Genomic DNA, 18782 nt, shown 5'->3' on the forward strand with positions numbered 1-18782 from the left:
GGTGCCGCTTCGCCGGGTCGAGAGGTAAGGCAACGTTGGGTGAAGGCGGTGTGCACATCGCACCGGAGGTCCGGAAGTTCCTCGAGGTCACACTGGGCTTCTCGTGGCCGGAGAGTGACGATCGGGGCTTGACGGCGCTGTGGCTGGCGTGGGCGGAATTCGAGAAGGCGGCCACCGCTTACCAGGCCGCGACCGAGGTGGCGGGGATCGCGACGGCCGAGGCACTGGTAGGCGAGACGGGAGAGTTCTTCGGCCACTACCTGGGCTCCACCGTCCCCGCGGGTCTCGATGCCCTGGCAGGCAGCGCGGGTGAGCTGGCGAAGATGGCGAAGAACGCCGCCGCGGACGTCTACAAGACCAAGGTCATGTTCGTCGTGTTCGCCGCGTTCGCGCTGGCCACGGTCATCGAGCTGCTCGTCTCGGTCATCGGGGCCCTGTTCGTCGCCCCGGTCCTGGCCGCCGCGCGGATCAGCATCGGCGCGATCTGGCGCGCCCTGATCACCAAACTGGGTGCCCTCACGCGGCCGGTGCTCCTGCGGGGTCTGGCCGAGACCGGGAAGCAGACCGCGAAATTCGCCGCCATCGGCGCGGGACTCATGGCGGGCACCGACTTCGGCGTTCAAGCCCAGCAGGTCGCCGACGGACTCCGCGACGGCTGGGACACCCGGTCGCTGACCTCATCGCTCGTCGGAGGCTTGCTCGGCGGCGGCTTCGCCGGGCTCTTCCACGCCGGAGCCGGCCTGATCCGTTCCACCGCTTTCTCTCTCGAAGGCCGGCTGGTCAAGATCGCCGCGGGCAAGATCGTCACCGCACCCGAAGGCGTGCTGCTGACCGAGCTGGCCGGCCCTCTCAAAGCGATCGGCCATCTCGCCTACGGCACCGGACAGGTCGGCATCGCGCTGCTCACCGCGCCGCTCGTCAACGTCCTCACCGGCAACGCGGGTGCCAACCCCTTCCTCGGCATCGTCAGCGCGTTCAGCGCCCACGGCGGACGACGAGCCGCCACCACGGGCTCCCCCGCGCTCGATGCGATCCACCCGCCCGTCCTGCCCACGTTCACCGTTCCCGAAGTGAAAACCGGCCCGACCACGGAGAAGAACCCGATCGCCGACGCTGGTGTTCCCCCGACGTACACCGCCGTGGTGGCGAGCAGGGAGCCCCTGCCGGCACTGGAAACGGCATCTGTTCACACCGCGGCCCCGACCGTGATCGGCGGCGACCCGCCACTCACCAAGGCAATGATCCCGGCAAGCCCGTGGCAGGCCGCCGACGCGCGTGAGCGCGGGCCGTCGGCCGCGGCCGTCCTCACCCAGCCGGTCCGGCTGTCAGTGCCGACCACCACCGCGGCAGCCGGCTCCCGCGCCGCAGAACAGGAAGCGGCGATATCGCCTGCCCGGAACGACCGGGGTCCCGTGCTGTCCAGCGTCATCACGGCACCGACGGCCCTGTCCGCGAACACCGGGCCCCGCGTCCACATCGTCCCGGACGGCGACGGTTCCCCGGTGCTCACACCGGGGCTCCCCGCAGAACGCGGTCTCTCGTCGGCCGCCACCTCGTTCCTGACCGAACCGCCCGGAACCACCGTCTCGATCGCGCCCCACCCGGACGCCGTGCAGGGCTCTCCCGCCCTGTTCCCTGATCTCACTCCCCGCGAACTCCTCCAGGGCCTTCCCACACATTCCCCGGTGCAGCCGGTCCGCGCGATCCCGCTACCCGGTGGTGGCGGCGTCGCGTTCATCACCGGACCGCAGACCCGGAACGTGCTCAACGCCTTCCCGTCTCCCGAACCCGGCGTGTTCCGTCTCGTCACCCACCAGGATGGCGGCCACCTTGTCTTTCCCGGCGATGACCACCGCCCCCTTCCCCATCGCCCGGGTCAAGTCGCCGAGGTCCTCAACCACCTCGACCCGCGGCTCGGGTCCTGGCGCGCCTTCAAAACCGTCGAGCTCTGGACCTGCGACCTCACCCCCGAGCACGCGACGACGCTCGGCCGCGCTGTCCGCACGGTCCTCGGCGCCGACCTCACCGTCGCCCACCCCGGCAGGCCCGTGTACCTCACTCCTCAAGGCGCCGTGCACACCACAGACCCCGGCGTCGAGGGCACTCTCACCCTCGGTCCGAAGCGGAACGCCACCGATCTCGGTTCAGCTTCCCGTGGCGCGCCCAGACGCCGCCAGGCCGCTGCCCCGCATGCCGCCGACGATCTCACCGAACTCGTCGATCCCGAAACGGCGACGCGACTCACCAGCGCGGCGATCGGACTATTCCATCGGTACGGCGACCTGAACCGGGCACATCTGCTCAGCTATCTGCGTGAGCATGGCGCGGCACTGAGAATCCCCACGGTCGCCGCCAAGGTGATCGGGCCGGCCAGGGAAACCGTCGCGAAGAACGACGAGCTGTGGACTCCGCTCTATCGAGGTGAACTCCAGCAAGGGGCGTTCGATCTGCGCAAGCCCGACGAGTTCACCGTGTGGTCGTGGCAGCAGGCGATCACCCGCCCCGTCGACACCGCGGAGCAGATCGCGCGAACCGCCTACGCAACCGGATTCAGCGGTCCCGCGGACGTTCTTGTCGCCGGGGCCAGGAAGGCGATCGAGGCCGCGAAAGCGGATGATCGCCGGCATCCGGAGCTGGTCCTGAAGGCTATCGACCACCGTCCGATGATCGAGGCGCTGGCTGATCGGTTTGTCGCCGATCATGGTTCGAGCCAGGCGAGCATCATCGAGCGATTGCGGGCAAGGAACGTACGAGGAGAGGACGCCGAACTCCAGCGGCTCGTGAACGAGCGCCAGGAAGCGTGGCGTGGAAGAACAGCCGCGGGCGCCCGACCGGCCTTACCCTCCGGCAAAACGTTCCTCGGCCGTTCTCTGGACGCGGACCGGCTCACCGATCATGAACTGATCGACAAAATCGCCTACGCCGCGGCCTGGGCCGACAAGAGCGCGACGCCCGCGGACCTGACCAGGAACCTGATCGAGGGCGGCGTCACCGGAGCGTGGGCGAATCTGTTCCGCTTGGTCGAAACGGCCACCGCGGAGGCTGCCCGCAACGGAGACCGGCTTCTCCCTTTGGATTCGGAGAACCCTGCTCATCACGACGCCATCCGGAGCCGGATCGGCACCATCTTGCGCGTGACGCCCGAACTGCGTGACCCGGCCCGGGTCAAGCGCTTGGGGAGGCACGCGCGAATGCGGCACATCTCCGGTTCGCAAGCCGCCCTCGAGGAGCACGTCCGGGCAGCGCTGGAAACGCCTGCCGACCACCTGCCGACGGGCCCCGAAACCGCCGGACCGGAATTCGATCCCATCGTCATCCGCGCCGGCGAACTCGACCCCGGCAACGAGGAGCACCACCGTGCCCTCGACGAGTTGGCCCGCAAGGTGGTCGAGGAAAACGGAAGCCTCCTATCGGCGACCTTGTGCTTCCACATGTATCGGGAAGGTGCCGCCAGAAAGGGAGGGATCGCAGAGCGGGTGGCCGCGGCGTTGGCCCAAGCCGCGGACGAAGGATCGTTGTGGCAACCCGTTTACCGTGGCCGCGCGCAAGACCTTCGTTTTCAGACGACCTATCCGAACGACTTCACGGCCGTGCTGTGGCAGCTGGCGATCAGTCATCCGAACGAAAAGGCGACGGAGATCGCCCGCCGCGCCGAACACGCCGGTTTGATCGCCAGCCGGGACTTGCTGGTCGCATCCGCCAAGCGGGCCATCGAGGCCGCCGAACTGCATCAGCGTCGGCGCCCGGTCTTGAACATCGCCGATCGACAGCACGATCCGCGGGTCGACGAACTTCTCGATGCCGTTGTTCCCGCTCTGCTGAGACAGAAGCCCGACGACCACGTCGACCGTTTGCTGACAGCCGTTCGAACGTACAATCTGGAAGGAACCAATAGTAAGCTGCGTGCCGAATTGGCCAAGCGTAAAGCCGCTTTCGCACAGGCGAACACCCTGGGCACGGGCCACCACCGAGCCCAGACCGGTGCGGAAGGCGAGCCGCCGTCGCTGGTTTCGGACGGGCTGTTCCTGGGCCGGTCACTCGACGCCGACAATCCGGCGGATCACGGCTGGATCGACAAGCTCGCCTACGCCGCGGCCTGGTCCGACAAGAGCGCCACTCCCCAACACCTGACCCGCCGCCTGATGGACGAGGGGATCAAGGGGGCGTACGACACCCTGGCGGCCCTCGTCGGCAAAGTCGTCGCCGAAGCCGTCAAGAACGGAGACCGGCTGGAGCGATTGTCCGCCGACTCGGCTTTCGACCGGCACAACATCCAGCGACGCATCGGCGAGCTGCTCCTTCGCGACGCCTCGCTCCGTGATCCCGGCAACCCCGACCGGGTCACCCAGCTCGTCAAGCAAATGCGTGTCCGGCAGATCGCCGGCTCCCAACGCGGTCTCCGCGCCCACGCCGAGTCCATGCTCGAAATCCAGCCTCACCGGCCTTTGCCCGACAGCTCCGGAATTCCCGCTCGCTCACCTGTCCGGCCGGTCCGCGCCATCCCGCTTCCCGACCAGATCGGGTTCGCCTTCGTCCAGGAGAGATACGCCGCGAACATCGCCGCCGCCTTCCCCACCCCGGAGCCCGGCGTCCTGCGCATCGTCGTCGATCACGACAACGGCGTCTTCTCCCTGCCGGGTTTCCTGGGCGGCGAGGTCATCCACACGCCGGACCAGCTCATCGAGGTGATCTCCACCCTCCCGCTCCCGCTCGCGACCTGGAACACGATCGGCGAAATCCGGCTTTGGGCCTGCCGGATCACCGAAGCCGACGGCTACGCGCGGCTCGTCCAGGCCCTGCAAGACCATCCCTCCTTCGCCGCGGGAGGTCTCCGGCTGTCCGTCGCGCATCCGGGTCTCCCCATCCACATCACCCCGGACGGCCACGTCCAGCACGTCCCCTCGAGTGCACCCGGCACTCTCACACTCGGCCCCGGTCACCCGGAAGCCGGCCCCTCGACGCTCACTCCTGCGCAGCCCCACGTGTCGAGACTGTTCACGAGGCTGTCCGATCGGCTCGAACAGGCGCAACGGCATATCACCGCGCTGCCCCCGACCTTCGAGCCCGCCCTGCGCGCCGAAATCGATCAGCGGCAGGCCGCGCTGAGCCGGGTCACCGTGCGTGACCTGACCGCACGGGACGCGGCCGGGCTCCCCGCCAAGCTCGAAAGCGTCGACCGCCTCGTCGCCGCGCTGCGAGACGCCCGGCTGAACCGGATGGTGGCCCTGCACGACGCCGCCATCGCCAGGATCGGGCGCGGCGAAAGCCCGCTGCGGTTCTATCCGGACGGCGTACCCGACGGCGTGACCAGCAGCCCGGACGCCCGGTTCGGCCTGGAGATCGAGTTCCAGCTCCTCAGCAAGGACTTCGACGGGGATATCAAGAGCCTCGGTGAACAACTCGAGGCCGAAGGCCTTCTCGAGTGGAACGACGGCAAGGATTTCCACGACACCGAAACCCAACCCGGCCGATGGACCTTGGTGACCGAGGACGTCCACGAGGGAGGCGGGGAGCTGCGTTCGCCGATCCTGCCGGGAGGACCTGGCAGCTGGACCGACGTCGCGAAAATGCTGCACAGCCTCAGGACCTACCGCGACAGCGAGGGCGAACCGCTGACCGCCGAACGGACAGGCGGTCACGTCAACCTCAGCTTCGACTACCAGCTCAGCCTGCCCGCCAATGGCAGGCTGGCGCGGCTGGCCAAGGCATTCGAAGACGTCCTCTACCGCTTGGGCAACCACCACGGTCCCGCTTCGCCGCCCCGGCGGCTCACCATGGTCGGCCCGACTCCGCTGCCGCCGACCGAGGTCACCTCACTCCTCGACGTCCGGGGCCTCAACTTCGACCGAAGTGATGCGATCAACTTCACGCATGTGCGCTGGCGTCTGAGCGACCGCTACGAATTCCGGTTCTGGGCCGGCGCGCTCACCGAAGCCGAATGGCAGGTGCACGCCGAACTCAGCGGCGTGATGCTGCTCGCGGCGGAGAATCCGTCCATTGACGGTGTGCTGGGAGATCGGCTGACCCGGCCACGGCTGGTGGGGCACACACCCGGGTTCTCCAGCCCGCGGGACGAACTCGCCTACCTCATGGACTTCCTGGAACTGCTGCCGCTGAGTCCCGCCGCCGAAGAGCAGGCCGTCGCCCTGCACTCCTGGACCCGTCCGGTGACGGTGACCAGGGCCAACGATCCGCGATACCGGGCACAGACCGTCATCGGCCCCGGCGGCCGTGGGTGGTACTTCCCGATGCGCGGCAGCAGCATCGAAGACGCGGTGGCGACAGCCTCGCGCCTTCCCCGCTACCCTCACGCGGAGGTCGTGGCGGCCAGCCTGACCTCCGCGGAGGACGCGATCGACGCCTGGACCACCGGTCCGATGTCCTACGGCGACTTCCTCCACGCGCTCTCCTCCCGTGGCGTGACCCTCCGGGCGCAAAGCGCGAGACTGGACGAACCTCGTATCGTCCTCGCGGTCCGGAACGGAGCGGCACGGCTGGGTCCCACGGTGTCGCTCAGCATGCGGGAACCGGTCGTGGTCACCGAAGGCCAGGTGCGGATCACGCCGGACGGGAGGCTGGAGACCGACACGGAATGGATCGAACTGGAGTCCGGCTCGGTCCGGCTCCGGACCGGCCAGAAGGACCTCGGAGCGGCTCTCGAGGCCATGGAAGACATGGACAGCGAAGACGACTATTGAGTCGAGACGGACAGTTCGACCGAGCACGGATCAACGCTTTCGCGACATTTCCAGCGATGTCGCGAATAGTGCACGGGCGCGTTTTCCGACGAACACACGTGATCAGACGGCGATCATGCGTGATTGAGCGGCGATCACGCGCTAATACGATGAAGGGACAGAATTCGAAAACGCGGCATCCGGCCAGGGTCTACCAGGTCGTCCCGTCCTCCGCGAGGTGGTCACAGCGCGCGAGATGTCCTTCGGGGAGCGTGCATGTCCACCCGTCGTGCTCGGTGTCCGGCGGCATCGGAGTGAGCGAACTCGGACAGCCATTCACGATTTCGGACGCCTTCAGAACGGCTTTGTTCCTCGTCGAGGATTCCATGGCATGACCTCTTCCGTACAGTGCTGCTGAATCCACCAGGAGTAATACGTACGCTTCCCGGCTGAAAGCAGTTCAGCAGACCGGTCGGAAGTTGACCAGGAATCACCAAGAGTCGACAACAAACGGCCATCGATGATTAGACGTAAAGACGATCAGGGCGCCGGGGAATGCCGGTCAGCCGGCCTCCTGGCTCAGCACCGACGCGCGCGTCGCGACCACACGGAGGTGCTTGGCGAAGGCGAAGGCGGTGCCACGAAGCGACTTCGCGGTGGAATTGACGTCGAGGCTCCCTGTCCGGCCGGTGACAGCCAAGGCGACCGGCCACGGCACGGACGCGTGCGGCACGGCCACGGCGAGCGTGGTGATCACCCCGGATCGGCACTGGCTGGTGGCGATCCCGGTCTTGCGCGCGGCGGCCAGTTCCTTCGCTCTGGCCACCGCGGCGGGCACCCTGCTGCTGTGCGCCAGCAGGATCCTGGTGATCGCGGATTCCGCCGAGGCCTTCCTGGCCGTCACCTGCTCGGGAAGACGACAGGTCCGGTGACCGTAGAGCTGGTTGAGGTGATGCACGGTGTCGCCGACGAGGACACTCAGGCTCGCGGTCTCGCCCGACGCGCGGTGCAGATCGAGCAGGAACGGCGTCGATTCCCGGCGGAACATCGCGAACAGATCCGCGTTGGCGCTGAGGCCGGCGTCCACTAACTGTTCACCTGCAAGATACCCGGCCTCGGTACGCGCCACGACACCGTGCTCGTGCAGGACGTTGAGCACCCGGTGGACGGTGGCCTTGGCCAGGCCGGTCTCCCGGGTCAGCACGGCGAGGGTGGCCGAGCTTTCGTGCGCGATGACCGCGTTCAGGACGAGCATCGCCTTGTCCACGGCGCTGAGTGTTTCCTTGGACCGCATCGGGTTCCCGGACAGAGAAGCTGGGGAAATGCTCATGGGTATCCGTCCACTTCGGCCACCTGGCAACTTGGTCACTCGATCGTGCGGCCGTGAAGCGGAGGGCGCCTACGCGGCCGCACCCCTCAGCGCATTTTCGGTCAGGCATTGTGCACTTTGGACCGCTTCCCAAGATCATTCAACGACGGCGTCCGTCGTCCGCGCGGGCATAACCGTTCACCGAAAAGGCGTTCCGAAGACCACGCAGGGTCATCGTGCGGAACAGTGCGGATCAAGGCCGACAAGACCATCCACGCCCCGGGTGGCCGACCGGACAAGGTCGAGGAGCACAGATGACCATCACCTCGGAATCGTCGCAGTACCGGCTCGGTGACGCACCGGGCCGGATACCGGTGCTCGGCAACGCGCTCAAGATCTTCAAGGACCCGCTGACGTACCTGCCGCGGCTTCGCGATCAAGGTGACGTCGTCCGGGTGAGACTCGGCCCCGGTGTCGCCTACATGGCGGTGACCCACGACGTGGTCCAGGAAGTCCTGCACCGTCCCCGCGTCTTCGACAAGGGCGGCGAGTTCATCGACAAGATGCGGGTCATCCTCGGCGACGGCGTCGGTACCTGCAGTGTCACCACGCACAAGCGTCAGCGCGCGTTCATCCAGCCCGCCTTCCAGAAGCACAAGATCACCGGCTACACCGAGGTGATGGCGAAGCACGTCGCCGACCTGGTCGGCTCCTGGCGGTTCGGTCAGGAGATCGACGTGCTGGAGGAGATGAGCAAACTGACCACGCGGGTCACCGCGCAGGCCATGTTCTCCGACGACGACCTCGGCGCGGAGGCCATCGCCGAGGTGCAGCGCTCGTTCCCGGTGGTCTGGAAGGGCGTCTTCCGCCGGATGATGCTGCCCTTGCCGGTCGTCCACGAGGTCCCGACCAAGGCCAACCAGGACTACCGGCAGGCGCTGGCGCGGCTCGAAGGCGTGATCAACTCGATGGTGAACGCCTATCGTGAGGACGGCCGCGAACACGACGACATCCTGTCCGTCCTGCTCGCCGCCCGGGACGAGGACGGCACCGCGATGACCGACCTCGAGATCCGCGACGAACTCATGACGATCCTCGCGGCGGGTGTGGAGACGCCCGCTTCCGGGCTGGCTTGGGCCCTGTACCTCACCAGCACCCACCCGGATGTCGAAGCGAAGCTTCACGAAGAAGTCGACAGCGTGCTCAACACCCGGACGGCCACGCCCGAGGACTATCCCCGGCTTCCCTACACGAACCGGATCGTCAACGAGGCTCTTCGCATGTACCCGCCGGTGTGGTTCATCACCCGGCGCGCCGTCGTCGACACCACCCTGGGCGGTCACCACGTACCGGCCGGCTCCAGCATCCTTTTCAGTCCCTACGCGCTGCACCGGGACCCCGCCGTGTTCGCCGCTCCGAACACCTTCGACCCGGACCGATGGCTGCCCGAACGGCTCCGGGAGCTGCCGAAGAACGCGGTGATCTCGTTCAGCGGGGGAAGCCGGAAATGCCTCGGGGACGTCCTGGCCAACCACGAGATGACGATCGCGCTCGCCTCCATCGCCGCCCGCTGGCGGCTGCGGGAGAAGGCGGGGCATCAGCTCAAGCCCGTCCCGAAGGCCGAACTGACCATCGGTCACATGCCCATGACCGTCGAACCCCGCGGAACCCGGAAGAGCTGACCACCGTGCGCCCAGCCGAACTCGGGATCTGGCCCTCGCCCGGCCACTCCCTGCTCAAGCTGCCCGACCTCATCTCGCCGCACGCCGAGACGCTCGAACAGCGGATCCTGCACTGGGCGGACGAGTTCCAGGTACTCGACGGCGAACGTGCCCGGACGAAACTCGAACGCACGCGGCTCGGCGAGTTGATCGCCCGGTCCTATCCCCACATCACCGAGGACCGGCTCGACGCGTTGGCGGGATGGTTCCTCTGGGCGTTCGTGATCGACGACTGTTACGACGACGTCGTCGGTGACTACGACGCTTCGGCGGAGCGCGTGCTTTCGGTCCTGCGCGGCGAACGGATCCCGGACATGACCCCGCTCGACGGGCTGCTCGCCCGGGTCCGGGAACTCGTGGTGGAGGGCAGGAGCAGGCACTGGCAGGCCCGGTTCGAGCAGCACATGGGCCAGTTCCTGAGCGGGTTCAAATACGAGGCTGACAGCCGCGCCAGCGGGCGGACGCCCAATCTGCTCGGCTACACCCAGCTGCGCCGGGCGACCGGCGGGATCACCCCGTCGCTGGATCTGCTGGAGGTGGCGACCGGCCACGAGGTGCCGGTCCTGATCCACGAGACCGAGCAGTTCCACATCCTGTTCAACCGGGCCGCGGACGTCGTCGTCTGGGTGAACGATGTCATGTCCCTGGAAAAAGAGCTGCTCTCCGGCGAGACGAACAACGGCGTCCTCGTCCTGCGCCAGGAGATGGAGCTGTCGGACCAGGAGGCGATCGACGCCGTCTACGACCTGGTCGAGGGACAGATGGAGCAGTTCGACCGGGCCCGCACCGTCCTTTTCGGACTTCTTCCCGGCTGGGGTGGCCTGACGGTGAGCGACCTGGCCGCGATCGAGTTGTTCGTCGAAGGCCTGCAGACGTGGATGCGCGGCAACCTCGAATGGTCGCGGAATTGCGCTCGCTACCGGGTCGTCGACGGCGTCAGGCTGAGCACGGATTCCACATTGGTGAACTCCACGAGGCAGGTGCCGGAATGACTTCGACCACCGATCTGGCGACCGATCCGATCGCCGCCCGCACCCGGGTGCGGGAACTCATGCGGGACACCGTGCGTCGCTCGTGCCCGGCTGTTGCACATATCGCCGGCTATCACGCCGGCTGGCTGGACGCGACGGGACTGCCCCGGTCGGAACCCGGCGGGAAGGCGGTGCGCCCGACCTTGGCACTGCTGGCCACCCGTGCGGTCGGCGCGGACGAGGGTCTCGGCGTCGTCGCCGGTGCGGCGGTCGAGCTGGTGCACGACTTTTCCCTGCTCCACGACGATGTGATCGACGAAGACGCCGAGCGACGCCACCGGCCGTCGGCATGGACGGTGTTCGGGAAACCGGCTTCGATCCTGACCGGGGACGCCTTGCTCGCGGCCGCGGTCGAGGTGCTCGCCACCAGCGCGGCTCCCGGGGCGGCCGAATCCGTACGTCTGCTGTTGTCGTCGATCCAACGGCTGGTTTCCGGGGAATACCTCGACGTGGAGTTCGAAACCCGCGAGGTGGTGACGCCGGCGGAGTACCTGCGGATGGCTTCGGCCAAGACGGCGGCCCTGATCACCACGGCCGTCACGCTGGGGCCGACCCTGGCTCAGAGCCCGCCCACCTTCGTCACGGCGCTCGAAGGTTTCGGGCGGCACCTCGGCCTCGCCTTCCAGATCACCGACGACGTGCTGGGCATCTGGGGAGATCCCCGGCTGACCGGTAAGCCGATCCTGGGCGACATCAAGCGCCGCAAGCGATCCTTCCCGGTCGTCACCGCGATGGACGCCGGAACTCCCGATGCGGCATGGCTGCGCCGGCTCTACCAGAGCCCGGCCGTCATCACCGACGAACTGGCGGAGGAGGCGGCCGAAGTGATCGTCCGCACCGGCGCGCGCGAGCGGGCCGAAAGGGAGGGCCGCCGCCATGTCTCCGCGGCCGTCGAACTGCTCGGGCGTCTCGGCCCGGGCAACGAAGCGGCGAAGAAGCTGGCGGAGCTGGCCCGGAGCGTCACGAACCGCGAACGGTGAACAACCCGACGAGAAAGGAACTCGCCACCATGACACTCAAGGAACGGCACGGTGTCACCCGCCCGTCCACGTTCAGGCAGCTCGCCTACGGTGTTTTCTGCTACGCGCGGACATTCGTGCGGGCGACGTTCCGCCGTAGCTGATCGCCACACGCGCGAAGAACCTCACTCACCGAGTGGAGAGCCACATGGCCACGACCTTGTTCCCCCGGCGCACCCGGAGGCCGAAACCGCCGTCCTCCGGCGCGGACATCGAACTGCAGCCGCCACCGAGTGTTCCCGAGGACACCGGCGGCGGCGTCAGCTCGGTGCTGATGTACGCGCCGATGGGGCTCGGCTCGCTCGCGATGGTGATGATGTTCGTCCGGCCCGGAGCGGGGATCTTCGCCTATCTGGGCGGTGGCCTCATGATCCTCTCCACGATCGGCATGCTGGTCGCGCAGATGCTGCGGAACTCGGTGACGCACAAGCAGAAGCTCAACGGGCACCGGCGTGACTACATCCGCTACCTGGCGCAGCTGCGCGGTCGCGTCCGCAAGGCGCTGACCGATCAGCAGAAGGCGGCACGCTGGATCCACCCCGATCCGCACTCCCTGTGGTCCATGGCGCTGGGCTACCGCTTGTGGGAACGCCGCCCGGCACACGACGATTTCGGCGAGGTCCGCATCGGGCTCGGCACCCAGCGGTCCTCGCTCAACCTCACTCCGCCGGACAGCAAGCCGATCGAGGATCTGGAACCGCTTTCGGCGCATGCCCTGCGCCGCTTCATGCGCGCCTATTCCACCCTGCCGAACTCGCCGATCGCGGTCTATCTCCGCGGCTTCGGCCAGATCCAGTTCAGCGGCGACGACGAGGCCGTGCTCGGCGTGCTGCGGGCCATGCTCGCCCAGCTCGTGACGGCGCACGCCCCCGGCGACGTCCGGATCGCGCTGTGCGCCACCGAGGAGCGGCTGGAGCGCTGGGACTGGCTGAAGTGGCTGCCCCACAACCAAGACCAGGAAAGCCACGACGCCGCCGGGGCCAGGCGGCTGATCACGACGAGCCTCGACGAGGTCGAACTCCTCGTGGGCGGCCCCTCGTTCACCGGCCGTCCGCGATTCGAGGCGGACACGCCGATCACGGCGTCGGAACCCCTGGTGGTCCTGCTGGTCGACGGTGTGTCCGTGCCTTCCGACCACCGGATCGCCGACGAGGGCTACCGCAACGCGGTGGTTCTGGACGTCGGCGGCGCGTTGCCCTGGCAGCAGCGCCCTGACGTGCTCTTCCTCGAAATCGACGCCGACGAGATCCGGACCGTGTCGTTCGACCGGGTCGGCAAACCGCAGACCGCGCCGCTGTGCAGCCCGGACCAGCTCAGCGCGACTGCGGCGAACGCGCTGGCCAGGACCATGGCCCGGTTCCGGATCGGCGAAGCCGCCGACGGCGACGACGAGCCGTTGGCCGTCGACTACGACCTCGCCGCGCTGCTCGGCCTGGGCGACGTGGCGACCTTCGACCCGGTCAAGTACCGCCGCGAGCGGATGACCAGCAAGCGCAGGCTGCGCGTGCCGATCGGGATCGCCGCCAACGGGGTCCCGCTGGAGCTGGACATCAAGGAGGCTGCGGAAGACGGGATGGGGCCGCACGGGCTGTGCGTGGGCGCGACCGGTTCCGGCAAGAGCGAGCTGTTGCGCACCCTGGTACTCGCGCTGGCCACCACCCACTCTTCGGAGGATCTGAACTTCGTCCTGGTGGACTTCAAGGGTGGCGCGGCCTTCCTCGGTTTCGACCAGCTGCCGCACACCTCGGCGGTGATCACCAACCTGGTCGACGAGATCGAACTGGTCGACCGGATGCAGGACGCCCTGACCGGTGAGATGAACCGGCGCCAGGAACATCTGCGAGCCGCCGGGAACTACGCTTCCCGGCGCGACTACGAAGCGGCCCGCGCCCAGGGTGTCCCGCTGGAGCCGATGCCGGCGCTGTTCGTGGTGGTCGACGAGTTCAGCGAGATGCTCACCAGCAAACCCGAGTTCATCGACGTCTTCGCGATGATCGGCAGGCTGGGCCGCAGTCTCGGTGTCCATCTCCTGCTCGCTTCGCAGCGACTGGACGAGGGCCGGATCCACAAGGTGGAGACGCATCTGTCCTACCGGCTCGGTCTCCGGACGTTCTCGGCGATGGAGAGCCGCAGTGTGATCGGCGTCCCGGACGCCTACGAACTCCCGAACAGCCCCGGTAACGGCTACCTCCGCCCGGATACCCAGACTTTGGTGCGGTTCAAGGGGGCCTACTCGTCGGCGCCGTACCGGGTCAAACGCCGCCGGATCGACGCCGCTTCGGTCGGTCAGAACGTCGTCCCGTTCGGCACCCGGTACGTCGACCCGGCCTCCACTCCCGAACCGGAGCCGGAAGAGATCGACGAGCAGAACGACTCCACGGACACGATGCTGGACGTGTTGCTCGGCAGGCTGAAGGGCATCGGCCCGCGAGCCCACCAGGTGTGGCTGCCGCCGTTGAAACAGGCCCCGACCCTCGACCAGCTGCTGCCCCCGCTGGTGGACCATCCCGAACTCGGGTTCCGCCCGATCGGCGATCTGCAGATCGCGACCCTCGACGTCCCGGTCGGGCTGATCGACCTGCCCGCCCAGCAACGGCGCGAGCTGCTGAGCGCGAACCTTTCGGGCAGCAAGGGAAACGTCGCGATCGTCGGTGGACCGCAGAGCGGCAAGAGCACGATGGTGCGCACGCTGATCTGCTCGCTGGCGCTGACCCACACCGCCAACGAGGTCCAGTTCTACTGCCTCGACTTCGGTGGCGGGCTCACGGCGTTGGCCTCACTCCCCCACGTCGGCAGCGTGGCCAACCGGCTGGACCGCGACCGGGTGACCCGGACGGTGCTCGAAGTGACCAACCTGATGGCGCGGCGCGAAACGATCTTCGCCGAGCACAACATCGACTCGATGGCCAGCTACCGGCGGGCCCGGCGGGAAGGCCGGTATCTCGATCTCGACCCGTACGGCGACGTGTTCCTGATCGTCGACGGCTGGTACACGGTGCGGCAGGACTTCGAGGAGCTGGAGGAACGGTTCAGCGAACTGGCCGCCCGCGGCCTCAGCTTCGGTATCCACCTGATCATCGCCACCAACCGGTGGTCGGAGATGCGGCCGTGGTTGCGGGACGTGGTCGGCACCCGGTTCGAGCTGAAACTGGGCGACCCTGTCGACTCCGAGGTGAACAGCCGCTTCGCGGCGACCGTGCCGTCCATTCCCGGTCGAGGGATCACCCCTGACCGGTTGCATTTCCTCAGCGCGCTGCCACGCATCGACGGCCTTTCGCGGACCGACGATCTCGCCGACGCCACGGTGGAACTCGCGGAAGCGCTGACCACGCCCCAGGCGCCGAAGGCACCGCAAGTGCGGCTGTTGCCGCACAAGCTGACCGTCCGTGAGCTGCCTGGGCCCACGGCGCCGAACCCGGCCGCGGAGATGCGCGTCCCGCTCGGGGTCGAAGACGTCCACCTGGCGCCCGAGTGGCACGACTTCGACGCCAGCCCGCATCTGCTCGTCTACGGTGACGCCGAAAGTGGCAAGACGAACCTGCTCAAGCACATCGCGCGCTCGGTGGTGGCCCACCACTCCTCCAGCGAGGCGCGCGTGATGTTCGGTGACTTCCGCCGCGAGCTACGCGGCTGCATCCCGGAATCGCACCAGCTCGAATACGCCGTCGGCGCCGAAGCGTTGACGAAGTCGATCGCCGGTGCGGCGACGATCTTCGAGAAACGCATCCCCGGCCCGGAAATCAGCCCGAGCAGGTTGCCGCTGCGTGACTGGTGGAAGGGCGGACGGCTCTACATCATCATCGACGACTTCGAGCTCGCCGAGACGGCGGGCAGCGCGGGCCCGCTGCAGCCGCTCCTGCCGGTGCTGGCACAGGGCGCCGATGTGGGTCTGCACGTGATCATCGCCCGCAGCACCTCGGGTGGCGGCCGGTCGATGTCGAACCCGGCGATCCGCCGCATGTGGGAGCTGGGCACCCCCGCGCTGATGTTGTCCTGTCCCAAGTCGGAAGGGGCCTTCCTCGGCAACCTGAAGCCCCGGGTGCTGCCGACCGGACGTGCCCAGTTCGTGAACCGGCGCCGGTCCGTGCGGCTCGTGCAGACGCCTCTCGTCGAATCTTGACGTTGGCGTCGCGAAGGTGGCTTTCACCACGCCTTTATTGAAAGGTGAGGCAGAGGTTGCGTGTGTGGCGTGCCCGGATCCACTGCCGCGCTAACCCCTCGCAGGCGGCTTCAAAGCAAGGCCCTGCGGCGCGGCCTGACACCAGCCCCAGGAGAGCTGGACGCGCTCTCGACTGTCCACAAGAGACAAAAATCGTAGCCAAAGCGCCCGATTCAGGCACTTTGGGCAACTTTCCGACGGGGTCGTGAGTGGCAAGGAGGGTTCTAACCCTCTTTACCACTCACGACCCCACGCACAACTGCACATAAAGGCATCAATCGGACACGTGTTCGACTTTGAGTGTCCTCTATGGACACCGGAGCGCGGCACCCCAGGCTTGAATGCGCCATATTTGCCTTACCTCCCAGTAACCCGAATCACCACTCACGACGCACACGGCACCGGAAACGAAAGAAGCCGACCGCCGAGGCGGCCGGCTGGAGTGTTCGGACGGAACGCGCCGTCGCGAAAGTCTTCCCACCGAGCGGGCTGGGGACTGTCCGGGGGGCTGAACGGCCCCCAGCCCGGATGCCGGCGGTGGTGGGGCCCGATCTCCCGCCGGTTCGCGCTGACGCTAACGCGCGATGAGCCGACCGGCCGTGCCGGTTGTCCTTCCGGCCAAGGCCCCTGCCCGAACAGCCGCCGGCCGAACCGAGAACCTCGGCTCCATGGCCCGGGAATCACGCTGTGAGGACTGGTACCCAAAGCCCTCAGCTCTCCCGTTCTCCGCCACTGATCAGGTGGCTCAGCTCACGGTCGAGATCGAACCAGCGCCATTCCTCGCCGGGGGCCACCAGGGCATGACTGCAATCGAGGAATTCGACCAGTTCGCCCAGCCGGACGGTGAAGGTGGCCGCGCCTTCAGTCGCCATCAAGGTCACCATCACCTGCCTGGCACCATCCGGATCCGGACCGATCCGCACGTCACCCTCACCCGATGGCGTGAGTATTCCCGCGGCGAGAAGTTCCCTTGAGAACAGCCATTCGACCTCTGTCGTCGTATCGCGCGGGAACCGCACCACGACGGCGAACGGATCGCTGGTGTCGTACCGCAGTTCGCAGCTCTCCGGCAGCTCCGATCCGTCGGGCAGCAGCCGCCCGAAAACGATCTCGTGCCGGTGCGTCACATGCCGGACCGAAAGATCGTCCGGCGCTCCTGAATCCACTTCTCGGTTCATTCGATCAGGATCGGCGCGCTGTCTTCATTCGAGCTCAATCGCTCGGCTGGGGCACGGCCGATCGCATACTGGGCGTTTCCGGGCGCGGATCATGCCCGAAGTTCTCTGGTATCGGACTGCCTTTTCCGGCGACCATCGACAAGCGCGGCACCCTGCCGGGGAAAGGAATCACGATGCGCACCATTCACCCCACCCGCCCTCCCGCGCTGCGGATCATTCTGGCCCTGCTCGCGGCACTGACCGTCAACATGGTCATCGCGCTCGTCGCGGGGTCCCTGGACGAGGGACCGGCCACGGTCGGGCTCGACCCCACCGAGTACCTTCCAGCCACGGTGGTGGGTTTCCTCGTCGGTTCCCTCGGCTTGAGCCTGCTCGCGCGCTTCGCGCCACGGGCGCCGCGGGTGGTCGTCCCGGTCGTTCTGGTCCTGTCGTGGATCCCCGACCTGCTCCTGCTGAACGACGGCGCGACCGCCGTCAACGTCACCGGCCTCATGATCATGCACCTCGTGGTCGGCGGCGCGGTCGTCGGCGCCTTCGCCAGGACGATCCCGGACGTGGCGCGGTGACGGCCGCTCCCGAGACCTCGCCGCGGCTACAGGCGGCGGCCGAGTTCTATCGCGGCGCTTTCGCCTGGGACGTCGAAATCGGCGAACGTTCCCTGGCCTTGGTGCTGACCGGGGGAATAGCCGCGTTCTCCGTTCCCTTCCACACCAAGAACCAGCATCTCTTCTCGGCGCGGGACGCCGTTCCGCGCGGACCGCTGATCCTGACCCCGGGCGCACCGTTCCGGGTGCACGCGCTCGTCGACGCGAGCGACTTCGTCATCCCGGACCAGGATCTTCCCGAGAACGTGCTGTTCCACCGTCCGCTGAGCAAGGTCCTGCTACCGCCGACGGTCGGTACCCGCGGAGCGGTTCGCTGGCTACGTGAGCCTTCGCCGCAAGAACGCTGGCTTCCTCTGGCCGCGGGGGTCTTTTCGGCACTCTCCCGGACGAACCGCCGGAACGCCGCATATCGGCGGCGGGTGTGGCGTGACCGCAACGGCCTCAGCTGATCACGCCGGCGCGCAGGGCCAGCAGCACCATCCGGGTCCGGTCCCCGGTCTGCAGTTTCCGCGCCATATGCGCGAGATGTCCCTTGACGGTGTTCGGCGAGACCAGGAGCTCGGTGCCGATCTCCTGGTTCGTCCGTCCGTCGGCCACCAGGCACAGAATCTCGATCTCACGTTCCGAGAGAACCGCCTTCTGCACGGCGTACTCTGCGACGACGCGTCTCTCGTCCGCCGAGGGTGACTTGCGCGCCGCGATCCGGGTCGCCGAGTCGGGCGAATCGGCGAGGTAGCCGACGGCATCGGCGCGGAGCGCCGCCACGGCGAGACCGGGGTCGCGCGAACCGGCGACCACGACCACCCTCTCCGCTCCCCGCCGGTGCAGGTCACCCACCTGATCGACCATGGCGCGCGCGTCGCCGCCCGCGTACAGGACAGCGACATGGGTCCGGCTCGCCGCGGTCTTCCCCGCACGGAAACCGCGGGGCGTACTGCCTTCGACGACGCGCTCGGCCCCCATCCTCCGTAACCGGCCGGCGTACGCGCGCCGTCTTCGAGGATGAGGATCCACCACCACGGCGCGGAATCGCGCGTCCCTGGGAACCTCCGGATCCCGGCCTGCCTGCTCGAGTGGCGGCCC

Annotated in this window: 10 protein-coding genes; 7 read left to right on the forward strand and 3 right to left on the reverse strand. The window is 67.8% G+C overall.

The annotated features are described in order from the left end of the window. Positions 1-50: 50 nt before the first annotated feature. Positions 51-6698: a WXG100-like domain-containing protein gene (locus ACOCEP_RS34215; protein ID WP_482333503.1), complete on the forward strand. Its 6648-nt coding sequence runs from the start codon at positions 51-53 to the stop codon at positions 6696-6698. A 541-nt stretch (positions 6699-7239) separates the two neighbouring features. Here ACOCEP_RS34215 and ACOCEP_RS34220 read toward each other — a convergent pair. After that, positions 7240-8007, reverse strand: a complete 768-nt coding sequence (locus ACOCEP_RS34220; protein WP_482333505.1) for a helix-turn-helix domain-containing protein — start codon at positions 8005-8007, stop codon at positions 7240-7242. 293 nt (positions 8008-8300) lie between these two features. On the opposite strand from ACOCEP_RS34220, the gene ACOCEP_RS34225 reads away from it, so the two are divergent. The 4 genes from ACOCEP_RS34225 (at position 8301) to eccCa (ending at position 15877) form a co-directional block, all read left to right on the forward strand. After that, positions 8301-9668 (forward strand): cytochrome P450, encoded by a 1368-nt coding sequence (locus tag ACOCEP_RS34225; protein WP_482333507.1) that lies wholly within the window; start codon positions 8301-8303, stop codon positions 9666-9668. A gap of 5 nt (positions 9669-9673) precedes the next feature. After that, entirely contained in the window at positions 9674-10699 is a 1026-nt protein-coding gene (locus ACOCEP_RS34230; RefSeq protein WP_482333509.1) for a terpene synthase family protein, read from the forward strand. Further along, on the forward strand, positions 10696-11718 hold the full coding sequence (locus ACOCEP_RS34235) for a polyprenyl synthetase family protein (protein WP_482333512.1): 1023 nt from the start codon (positions 10696-10698) through the stop codon (positions 11716-11718). The genes ACOCEP_RS34230 and ACOCEP_RS34235 overlap by 4 nt, the downstream gene beginning before the upstream one ends. A gap of 187 nt (positions 11719-11905) precedes the next feature. Next, positions 11906-15877, forward strand: coding sequence for a type VII secretion protein EccCa (gene eccCa / locus ACOCEP_RS34240; RefSeq protein WP_482333514.1), 3972 nt, complete (start codon positions 11906-11908; stop codon positions 15875-15877). Positions 15878-16626: 749 nt separating this feature from the next. Here eccCa and ACOCEP_RS34245 read toward each other — a convergent pair. Then, positions 16627-17094: an SsgA family sporulation/cell division regulator gene (locus ACOCEP_RS34245; protein WP_482333515.1), complete on the reverse strand. Its 468-nt coding sequence runs from the start codon at positions 17092-17094 to the stop codon at positions 16627-16629. 173 nt (positions 17095-17267) lie between these two features. Here ACOCEP_RS34245 and ACOCEP_RS34250 point away from each other — a divergent pair, with 173 nt between their 5' ends. Both ACOCEP_RS34250 and ACOCEP_RS34255 read left to right on the forward strand, forming a co-directional pair. Beyond that, on the forward strand, positions 17268-17660 hold the full coding sequence (locus tag ACOCEP_RS34250) for a DUF6069 family protein (RefSeq protein ID WP_482333516.1): 393 nt from the start codon (positions 17268-17270) through the stop codon (positions 17658-17660). Beyond that, on the forward strand, positions 17657-18148 hold the full coding sequence (locus tag ACOCEP_RS34255; protein WP_482333519.1) for a hypothetical protein: 492 nt from the start codon (positions 17657-17659) through the stop codon (positions 18146-18148). The genes ACOCEP_RS34250 and ACOCEP_RS34255 overlap by 4 nt, the downstream gene beginning before the upstream one ends. Here ACOCEP_RS34255 and ACOCEP_RS34260 read toward each other — a convergent pair. Continuing rightward, positions 18141-18662: a LuxR C-terminal-related transcriptional regulator gene (locus ACOCEP_RS34260; protein ID WP_482333521.1), complete on the reverse strand. Its 522-nt coding sequence runs from the start codon at positions 18660-18662 to the stop codon at positions 18141-18143. The two genes, ACOCEP_RS34255 and ACOCEP_RS34260, sit on opposite strands and share 8 nt — an antisense overlap. Positions 18663-18782: the final 120 nt, after the last annotated feature.

This window comes from Amycolatopsis sp. CA-211722 (genome assembly GCF_056828465.1).

What these genes read in the sequence shown, in the direction of transcription:
- ACOCEP_RS34250 (WP_482333516.1), top strand. Translation starts at nt 17,268, where the DNA reads ATGCGCACCATTCACCCCACCCGCCCTCCCGCGCTGCGGATCATTCTG.
- eccCa (WP_482333514.1), top strand. Translation starts at nt 11,906, where the DNA reads ATGGCCACGACCTTGTTCCCCCGGCGCACCCGGAGGCCGAAACCGCCG.
- ACOCEP_RS34220 (WP_482333505.1), bottom strand. Translation starts at nt 8,007, where the DNA reads ATGAGCATTTCCCCAGCTTCTCTGTCCGGGAACCCGATGCGGTCCAAG.
- ACOCEP_RS34225 (WP_482333507.1), top strand. Translation starts at nt 8,301, where the DNA reads ATGACCATCACCTCGGAATCGTCGCAGTACCGGCTCGGTGACGCACCG.
- ACOCEP_RS34260 (WP_482333521.1), bottom strand. Translation starts at nt 18,662, where the DNA reads ATGGGGGCCGAGCGCGTCGTCGAAGGCAGTACGCCCCGCGGTTTCCGT.
- ACOCEP_RS34245 (WP_482333515.1), bottom strand. Translation starts at nt 17,094, where the DNA reads ATGAACCGAGAAGTGGATTCAGGAGCGCCGGACGATCTTTCGGTCCGG.
- ACOCEP_RS34235 (WP_482333512.1), top strand. Translation starts at nt 10,696, where the DNA reads ATGACTTCGACCACCGATCTGGCGACCGATCCGATCGCCGCCCGCACC.